This window comes from Streptomyces sp. NPDC027185 (assembly GCF_055567035.1).
Window position 1 is genome coordinate 1 of the sequence record NZ_JBVHRF010000016.1, and the last position, 10116, is coordinate 10116.

Below are 10116 nucleotides of genomic sequence, written 5' to 3' on the forward strand. Positions count from 1 at the left end.
TGTGGTGTTATGCCGCTGAGCGTCAGCATCTGTGTCGTGGGTGTGAGGTGGGCGAATGCTGCTCGCTCTGCTTGGTCGCGGCGCATCCAGGCGTCGTGCAGGACGGCCCTGGCGGTCCGGAGGCGGGTTTCCGCTTCGGTGAGGGTCTTGTCGAGTTGGTTCAGGGTGGCCTGGTCGGTGGGGTGTGCGCCGCTGCGGGCCGCCCGGTCGGACTTGATGACCGCGTCGTATTCCCGCAGCCGTGTTTCCAGGGCTGACTGTGCTTGCGCGTAGGCCTCGTCGGTGCCGAGCTTGGCGTCGAGATGGTCCTCGGCGTTCTCCAGCGCGCCTTCCATCACGGCGGGCGGTATCTGGGTGGTCTTCGGGAGAGCCGACCACTGCGCCACCGGCGTTTCGAGGAGCCACGCGCCCACCCTTGTGGCCGGGGTGTTCGCCTGCCCCGTGGCCGGGGTGTCCGTCTGCGCGGGGGAGAGTCCGGCGCGCCGCATTGCGGTGTCCAGCCGCTTCTGTGCCGCCGTCGACCTCTTCTCGGCCGCGGCCTTCTCCTGGTGGGTTCGCTGTGCCTCCTGCTCGGCCTCCGACAGCGCTGCCGCGGCTTCCTGTTCGGCCGTCCACGCCTGCGTCAGGTGTGCCTTCGCCTTCGCCAGCTCCGCGGCGGTCGGCTTCGGCTGCCGCCTACCGGCGGCCCCGTCCGCCGTCCGCGCGTTCTCCACGGCGATCAGCAGCGTCATGTAGGCGCCGAATGCGTGCCGCAGCAGGGTCCGTGCCTGATCGTGTGTCCGGGCGGCGGCCCCGAGGGCGTTCTGCGCCGCGTCGTGCGCCGTGGCCGCCTGCTGCAGCTCTGCCGTGGTTTCCTCGGCCGTCTTGCGGAGCGCCGGCAGCACGGTGAGCGCCTCGGCGGTCAGCGCCGCCCGCCACTCCGCCCGCGCCGTGGCGAAGCGCTGCTTCGCCTGCGCCAACGCCTCGGGGGAAACCGTGTTCTCGTGTTCCGTCCGGGCCTGCCGCACCGCGGCCACGGCCGCGGCCAGCTCTTCCTGGGCGGCCTGGGTCCGGGTCAGCGGTCGCACCGGCACGGTCACCGGTGGCACCGCGTACGGGAGAGCCGTCTCCTCGGCCGTGTCGGACGTGGTGTCCCACTCCTCGGTGCTCAGGTCCTCACCGAACGCCGAGCCGCCCATCGTGGAACCGTCCATGACGGGGACGTCGGCCTGACCGGTCTCCACCTGAACGGCGTCGTCGTGGTGCCAGGACGACGCGAGGTCGTGCGGTGCCCACACCCGGCGGTAGGTGGTCATCAGGGCGTCGGTGAACCGCTCCTTGAGGAGGGCAGGGGTGTCCCCGTCGAGCGGGTGACGGCCGGCGAGGGTGGCGAACGCGGCGTCGGCGGCGCGCACCGCGGCCGGCACCTCCGCCTCGAAGAGGAGGTGGTCCGGAAGGCTCTCCTCCAGCTGTGCGAACCGCAGCCGCCAGTCCACGAGACCGCCGGTCAGCTCAGTGAGACCGGAGTGGGCCCCGGCGAAGGACGCGTCGAAGTCGGCCGCCGCGCGCTCGCGGAAACCGTCCGCGACGCGGACGGCCGCCTCGTCCGACAGGGTGCGGCCGGGGTTGTGGGCCTGCCACTCCGTGAGCGCCTGCGCGAGGGCCGTCTGTGCCCCGGCGAGCGCCGAGACCTTGGCGGCGACGGCCACGAGCCGCGGCTGCAGCGCGTTCGCGCCGGTCAGTTCGGTGTACGTCTTCTCCCAGCCGGCGAGGGCGTCCGCGCCGCCGGTGACGGCCTTCTCGAACGCCGCGTCGACGGTGGTGGCGGTGGCGTGCTGCACCGTCGCCACGGCGGCGGCGAGCGCCTGCTGCGGCGTCAGTGCGGGGAAGTGACGGAGGAACGCCTGAGCCGCCTCGGACTCCTCGCCCAGCGTCGTCGCGGCGTCCTTGACGTCCGTGAGCGCCTGCGCCAGGACGGCCTCCCGGGCGGCCTGCCGCGCCAGTTGCTGAGGCAGCCCCGCCGTCGTCTCCTCGTACACCTGCTGCCAGCGCGCCAGCGCCTCGGGGTCCTCGCCGCGTGCCGCCGCGACGGTGTCCGGCCGCAGGTTCCGGGAGAACGCCGTGTCCAGCGCGGAAAGGTGCTGGTTACGCAGGGTGTCGAGCCCGGCTCGCGACAGAGTGGTGCCCTGCGCCCCGAACGAGGCGAGCAGCTTCTGCTGCTCCTCGGTCGGATTCTCGGTGAAGGACCGCACGGCCGCGTCGAACTCCCGCTCCGCACGGGCGAGTTCCGACACCCGAAGGGCCCGCAGGTCCAGTGCGTCGGGGAGGTCGGCGAGGAGGTTGTGCAACAGCCGCACCCCGGCCCGCACGTTGGTGGACAGACGGGTGCCCTGGGCGTCCGCGGGCGAGGCGAACGTCGTCCGGATGTGGGCGTCGAGCCGCTTCTCGAACAGTTCCCACTCGGCCGCCGCGACCCGCGCGGTCAGCTCCTCGTCGAGGGTGTGCGCGGCGGGCACGGTGCCGGGGGCGCGCAGCGCCTGGCTCCAGGCCCGCACGGCGCGGTCGAAGGCGGCACGGCCGCGCGTACGGGCGGCCGTGCGCGCGGTGTCCAGGGCGATCCGGTCCTGGGCGGACTGCCGCAGTTCCTCGGCGGTCGCGCCCTCCTCACGGATCCGGGACGCCTCGTCGGCCAGCTCCTCCGCCTGCTGCGGCGTCAGCGGCCGGCCGTCGTCCTGCGCCTGCTCCTCGACGCTCTCCCGCATCTGCTGCCGGTGCGCGGCTTCCGCGCTCTCCTGGGCGAGCAGCTTCTCGTACGCGGTACGGAGCTTGTGCTCGGCCTCGTGCATGACGGCCGTCCGCCAGTCACCGGCCTCGGCGTGCGCGGGCACCGGCACGGACGCGGCGGACGCGGCGTCGAGGAGTTCCGGGTGCTCGCGGAGTTCGGCGCCGCGCCGCAGCACCGCCATCCGCTCGCTGTACTTCCGCTGGACGTCGGCCAGCGCACCCGGATCACGCTCCAGAGCCTCGATCGCCTGCGTGCGGTAGAGGTCCTGCTCGGCCCGGAACCAGCGGTCGGTCTCCGCGCTCCACTCCGAGTGCGGCGCGAAGTCGTAGGAGTTGCTGTACGCGGTGAAGCGGGCGATGAAGTGGGCCATGGGGGCGGCGACGGTGGTCAGCCGCTGCGCTGCGGCGCGGACCGTACGGTCCCACTCCTGCACCGTCCGCGGAGCCTGACCGTCCACGGGCTGTGCGGTGCGTGCCTGGATGTACTCGTTCTCCAGCCGCGCGAGCTGGGCGTCGTACCAGGACCAGGTCTTCTCGTCCCAGTGCGGCTGGTGACGGTTGAGGTCGTTCTCCACCATCAGGCCGTCGACCAGGCCGGTGCGGGGCGTGAGGGGGCCCTGCCGGAGCGCCGCGCGGAACTCCTGCCGCAGGTTGACGCGCTCCGTCCACTCGGCGCGGGCCTGCCGGTAGGCGGGGCCGACCTTGCGCGCGGCGGCGTCGGCGGCGGCGGACTCCGGCAGTCCGTTCTCGACGCCGCGGGCGAAGTGGCCGCTGAACTCCTCACGGAGACGGCCGGCGTGCCGGGTGGCGTCGAACCCGCGGTGCGGGCCGTCGGTGCCGAGGTGGGAGTCGAGGTAGTTCCAGGACTGCTCGCGCAGCTCCTGAGCCCGGTCCGGCGCCGGCTGCCGGGTGTGCTCCGGTACGAACGTCTGCTGCTGCCCGGAGCCGGGTGTGCGGGGCTGCGCCGCCTCGTGGGCCGGTGCCTGCTGCTCGCGGGTGCGGCCGGGGCCCTGGACGGACTTCTGCTGGCCGGCCTGCTCCTGGACGTTCTGCTCGTGGGTGGGCTTGTCGGTGTGCCGCTCCTGCGGCTCGGCCTCGGTGACCTGCTGCTGCGCCCCGGCGCCGTCCTGCGTGGAGGCGTTGTCCCGGGAGACGGGCTCGGGGGTCTCGCGTTCCCCGGTCAGGGCCCGGCCGGAGCTGTGCGGGTTCTCCTCGTAGGCGGGGAGGTCCGCGGAGTCGCGGGTGCCGGCGGGCGTGTTCTCCGTCGGCTGCTTGCCCTTCGGCTCCGGTGCCATGCGCAGCTGTTCGCGCCGCGCCCGTGCCTGGTCGAGGCCCTTCTGGAAGTCGTCGACGCCGTTCTTCTCGACGTCCAGCCACTTCTGGAGGTCGCTCGCGCCGGGGTTGCGGAAGTGATCGTCCAGGGCGACCCAGTCGCGCCGGAAGGAGGAGGCCACACCGTCGCCGCCGGACCACTTGCCGTTCGCCGGGACGTGGTGGATCAGACCGTCGCCGAACTTCGCCTCGAAGACCTCGCCGGCCTCCCGGGTGGCGGACTGCCGGTTCTCGTCCAGCTTGGCCTCGGCGTCGAAACGGTCCAGGGCGGCCTGGGAATCCTTGCGCCACTGCTGGAAGCGCGGATCCCGCTCGCCGCCGGCCAGCGGGGAGCGGCCGGTGCGCATACCGCCCAGGTGGGTGTCGGCGATCTTCTCCAGCTCCGCGGTGAGCTTGTCGTGGACCCGCTCGACGGTCACCGGGTCGAGGAGCAGCTCCTTGCGGTCGGCCTGCGAACGCAGGTCCCGCAGCTGGGCGTCGAGCTCCTCGTGGTAGCGCAGCCGGCCGGCGAGCCCCCGCTCACCCGTCAGCGTCGCGATGGTCTTGCGGACGTGGCCGGCCGCGAGGTCGGCACTGTGCGGATCGGCCTTCGCGCCGGCGTGGAGGGTGTCGAACGCGTCGTCCACCGCGGCCTTGAGGTCCTTCTCCAGGCTCTTCGCCGCCGCGTCGGCGACGGCGAGGTCGGCGTCGTGCCGCAGGGCCGCGTTCTGCAGATCGGTCTTCAGACCGGGCATCAGCCCCTCGATCCGCAGGTGCTCCCCGAGCCTTCGGGAGGCACCGTGCAGTGCGAGGTCGGACGCCTTACCGGCGTCCATGCCCGTCGCGCGCAGCTCCCGCATGTCGCGGTAGGAGTTCAGCAGCTCCTCGCGGGCGGTGCGCCGCCACTCGTCGCGGGTGGTGTTGCGGCCGGCGAGGTCGGTGTCGCCGATGTCGTACCGCTTCATCAGTTCGTCGACCTGCTGCTCCGCCCGCCGGGCGAAGTCGAGCCGCTCGCGGGCGGAGCCGACCGCGTCGCCCTCCGGCCCGGCCTTCCGGGCCGAGGCCAGGTCCTCGGCGTAGCGGTGCTTGACCGAGCGGACGAGGTCGTCGGGGAGCGGGTCCCGGCGGAACTCCGGGGTCGCCAGCACCTCGTCGACGGCCTTGTCGGCCGCCGGGTACCGGTCGTCGGCGTAGCGCCGGTCGAAGCGGACGGGCAGTTCGTCGATGACCTTCTGGTGGTAACGCGACCAGGAGCTGTGCAGCGCGTCGCGGTCGACGTTCTTCACCAGGCCCGGCTCGGGCAGCTCGGTGAGCTTGTCGAACTCGCGCCGGAGGTCGGCGGCGACGTCGTCCACCACCGCCTTGATGTCGTCGGCGGTCGGCCGGTACGCCCGTTCGCGGCCGATCAGGTCGCGCAGGTGGTGGGCGCCCGAGTTCTCCGCGGCCGCGGCGGCGCGCCGGGCGGTCGCTGCGGCGGCGCCCGCGTCCAGGGCCGCGGCCTCGGCCCGCGTGGCGGCCTTCTCCGCCGCCTCGGCGGCCTCGCGCGCGTCCGCGGCGGCGTCCCGCGCGGCGGTCAGGGCGTCCGCCGACGGCGTGGCACCCTTGCCGCCCTGCTGCAGCCGCTCCGTGGCCTTCTGCGCCACCGTCTTCGCGCTGTTGGCACGAGTGGCCGCGTCCCGCGCCGCGGTCGCGGCGTCCTCGGCGCTGCGGGCCGCGGTCCGCGTCTCCTTGACCTTGGCGACATCGCTGTGCAGCGTCTCGCCGAATTCGTCCGCGGCGGGGAGGGTGTCCTTGCGGGCCGCGGCGGCCCGCTCCTCGGCGGTGAGGGACTTCGGGGGCAGCGTGTCGCCCCGGCCGCCCTTCCCGGCGAGCCGCTCCAGAGCCTCGGCGGCCTTCTTCGCCTCGGCGGCCGCGGTCCGCGCCGCCGTGGCCGCGTCCCCGGCGGTCTTGGCGGCCTGGTCCGCGGTGTGGGCCGCGCCGGCGAACCGCTCGTGCGGCGGCTGCCACTCCCGGGCCGCGTGCTCCACGTCGTCGGCGAGCTGCGACAGCTGCCGCTCCTGCGTACCGGCCAGGTCGACGAGGGATTCGTAGTGGTCCAGCAGGTGGTTCTTGGCCTGCTGGTGCTCCGCGGCGCGGGCGGCGTCGTAGGGGACGTCGGGGGCCCGCTCGGGGGCGTGCCAGTGGACGCCGTCCATCCGGCCGTCCGACCAGATCTTGCCGTGTCCGGACATCCAGTCGTGGTGGAACTCCGACCACATACGGTCCGCGACGGGCGCGTGCAGCCCCGGGCGTCCGGCGGTCAGTTCGTCCCACGCGGCCTTCGCGCCGGCGGTCGCCTCCGGCAGCCGCTCGGCGCCCGCCCGCAGGTCCGGTGCCGCCTTGTCGATGTCGGCGAAGGACTTGTCGAGCTTCGTCAGCGCGTCGTCGACGTGGGTGGGGGAGTAGTCGGTGCCCAGATCCTTACGGATGCCGGCGAGAGCGTGGTGGCGCAGGTCGTTCTGCCAGGCGCGCACCTGCTCGCCGTGCGGGCCGAGGTCGCCGCCGGGGCGCTGGTGGCTGTTCCACCGCTCCTGGATGCCGCTCTCGAAGCGGAACCGCTCGTCCAGGCTGCGGTTGAGCTTCACCAGCCCGTCCTGGGTGAACTTCTCGATGTCCCGGGCACCGGCGTCGACCGGCTTGTTCCGCAGGTCGTCCAGGAATGCCTCGGCGTCGCGCTTCAGCGAGGCGTGGACGCTGTCGGACAGCTCCACCCTGCTGCCGGCGCCGCGGAGCCCGTCCGTCAGGTCCTTGTCCAGACGGGAGGGCAGATCGTCGAGGAAGCGGCGGAAGTCCTGGCCCGCCTGGAGCTCGGCGTCCAGCCGCCGGATCAGCTCCTGCTCCCGTGCCGGCCACTTCTTCACCGCGAGATCGTGGGCGAGCTGCTGCTCCGACCGGGAGAGCTGGGCGAACGGCCGCAGCCGCTGCTTGGCGGCGAGCAGCTTGGCCGCCTCCTTGTCCACCAGGTCGTCGAACGCCTGCTGCGCGCCGTGCGCGTAGCGGTCGTGCAGCGCGGCACGCTCCTGCGCGCTCAGGCCGGAGCCGGACTCCTGCCAGACGTCCAGGCTCTTGTCGAGCCTGCCGCTGAACTCCAGCTCGCGGCCCACCCGTTCCGGCAGCCCCTTGCGCAGGTGGTCCGCCAATTGGTCGAACCGCTTGCCCTTCTCGCTCACCTGCCAGTGCGGCTTCGACTTCAGCTCGCCGTAGGTGGCGTCCACGGCGTGGCTGAGGCTCTTCTCGTACTCCGCGGCGGACCGCTCGATGACGCCCGCCTCGTGACCCGCGGTGCGCCACTGCTTGGTGGCCTCGGAGACCTTCGTCTCGATCCGGGCGTCCAGCTTCACCTGGAGCTTGTGGAGCTGGGCCCGGCCGCGGATGGTGTCGCCGAGCTTGTCCAGCTCCCGTTGCCACTGCTGCTCGGCCTTGGCGAGGGCCTCGGGACGGACGTCGCGCCCCTCCCGGAAGGGCCCGAAGAGGTCGTCGAACTTCGTGCGGGCGTCGCCCACCAGCTCGTCGAAGACCTTTTGCCGCTCGACGTCGTCCAGCGACCGGAGCGCCTTGGACCGCCCGGTCATCTCGGTGAACGTGTCCTGGAGCTTGCGGCCGCCCTCGGCGAAGTGCGCGTTGGAGGTGAGCTTCTGGACCCGCTCGGCGTGGTCCAGCTTCTCGGCGGTGTTCTTCTTCAGGTTGTCGCGCTCGGCGGCCCACGCCTTCGCCTTGGTGGCTTCCGCCTCCTTCAGCGCGGCGGCACCGGTGTGCCCGGACCCGCCCGCGGCGCCTGCGGTGTGGCCGCTGCCCGAGTGCAGCGGACCGCCCTCGGCGGGGCCGGGGTGGACGGTGTCGTCCGCGGTGCGTGTGAGGGAGGTGTGGTCGCCGGAGTTGGTGCCCTCGGCCGAGGCGTCGTGCGCCCGCTGGTCCTTGCCACCGGCGGACGCCGAGGTGTTCTCCGGGCGCTCCGCCGACGCGTTGGTCGGCGTGTTCCCGTTCTCGTTACGGGCGTTGTTCCTGGTGGTGGCGGGGGACTCGTTCTTGGCCGAGAGCTCCTTCGACGGGTGGCCGGTGGTGCGGTCGCCCGCCGGCTTCTCCCCGGTCGGTGCCTTCTGCTCGTTGTGCGGCGCCGACGACCTCTCGGTCGGGGCCTTCGCCTCGTTGGGCTGCGGCTTGCCGGTCTCCGCGTCGAGCTTGGCGTTCTTCGCCCCGGGCGCGTTGGTGTCCTGCGGCCTGGCGGTGCTGTTGGGCTCGTGGGCCTTGGCGTTGCCGCCGAGGTCCGCGTTCTTCACGCCCGGGTTGCCGCCGGCCTCCTGCGGCTTGGCGCCCGTGTTGCCGTTCAGCTCCTGGGGCTTGGCGTTCGGTGAGAGGTCGCCGGTGCGGGTGTCACGGCCGGTCTGGTGCGGTGTGTCGGCGGTGGGACGGCCGGACGGAGTGGGCTCCAGATTCAGCTTCGCGTTGTTCCGCAGACCCTCGTGCCCCACGTTCTGGCCGGTCCTGGCCCCCGGCGCGCCGGAGTTGTTCGCCGCGCCGTGCTCGGACACCTGCGTCACGGGAGGCGTCTCGACGCTCTCGTCCACCTTCCGCGACGAGGTGGGCATCTCCTCCTTCGGCGGCGTCTTCCCCGGACCGACCTGCTGCTCGGGGTGAGCTCCCGTGCCGCCGGGCCGCTCGTGGGTGAGGGGTGCCCCCGACGGGGGCGTGGTGCCCTTGCCCACCGGGACGTGCGCGCCGCCGTCCTTCGCCGGGTTCGCGTGCGGCGCGGCACCATCGAGGTCGGGCCGCGTCTGGAGCGGCAGGGCGCCCTGCTGCCGGCCACCGGTCGACGGTGCGAGGTCGTTGTGAGGGGCGACGTTCCCGCCGGCCTCGCGCGTCGGGTTCACCGGCATGTGCGGGTCGGGGTTGAGCGGGCCCTTGCCCAGGGGCACCTCCCCACCGGGGTGGAGAAGGTCCGACTTCGGGGGGTTGATGTTGCGGCCCGGCAGGCCGCCCGGCCCGTCCGGCAGCTTGTTGATGAGGTCGATGTTGCCCATGCCCGGCGGCGGGGCGAACGAGCCCTTCGGCGCGTCGATCCCGGCGGCGCCCCTGCCGCCCCCGAGCGGCGGCGTCTCCACCCTCGGGTCGAACTTCGGCGGCGCCAGATGCGGGGCGTGCGCCATGTCGCCCACTCCACGCCGCAGCGCACCGAGCCCCTTCGCCAGGGGACCGAGCAGGGCGAACCCACCCGCGAGGCCGATGTTCAGCGCCTCGTGCTTCCACCACTCCTTGCTGCCGAAGTCCGGCATGTCGGTGTGGGTGACGGCGGAGGCGAAGGCCTCGCCGGCCATGTCGGCGCCGATCTGCACCACGATGTTCAAGATGACGTCGAGGGCGACGGCACCGGCATAGGTAGCGGCGAGCGCGATGCCCTCCATGACCACGCCCATGGCCTCCAGCACCGAGGTCAGCGCCGCCATGATCGCGCTCAGCGGCAGCAGCACCGCCAGCGCCACCACGGCGACGATCGAGAGCAGCGTGACCAAGAGCATCTTGATCGCCTGCATCTTCGCCGCATGCAACTCCTTGGCCTGCACGTCCTTGATGAAGTCGCCGTACGCGTTGATCGCGTTGCCGACATCCCAGGCATGCTGGGCGGCGGGCTTGAACTTGGCCTCCCGCAGCGCGCCCCAGGCCCAGGTGACAGCTATCTCGTGGGCGTCGCCGGTCCACTGCACACCCTGGACCGAGGAGTCCATGGCGAGCATCTTCTCCCACATCATGTCGCCGAAATCAATCCAGGCGTTGCCGAGGGCGTAGATCTCGTCGGTAACGGTCGGGTCGGGCTCGTACATGGCGACATCACCTGAGAGGAAGGAGCGGAATGGATAAACGGGCAGGGAGTGCTCGGATGAGGCCCGAGCTGGGAATATCAGCGAGACGTCAGCGAAACGCAAGAAAAACGCAAGCGGAACGTCAGCGGGAAAAAGCAGAACGGTACGAATTCACGAGGTCAGAATATCTCGCCGATCGCAGACCTCG

Annotated in this window: 1 protein-coding gene; it reads right to left on the reverse strand. The window is 72.7% G+C overall.

The window, feature by feature from the left end; translation table 11 throughout:
• Nucleotides 1–9929 (reverse strand): hypothetical protein (locus tag ACZ4M8_RS29895; protein WP_467613197.1); only part of this gene is annotated, 9929 nt, incomplete at its 3' end.
• Nucleotides 9930–10116: the final 187 nt, after the last annotated feature.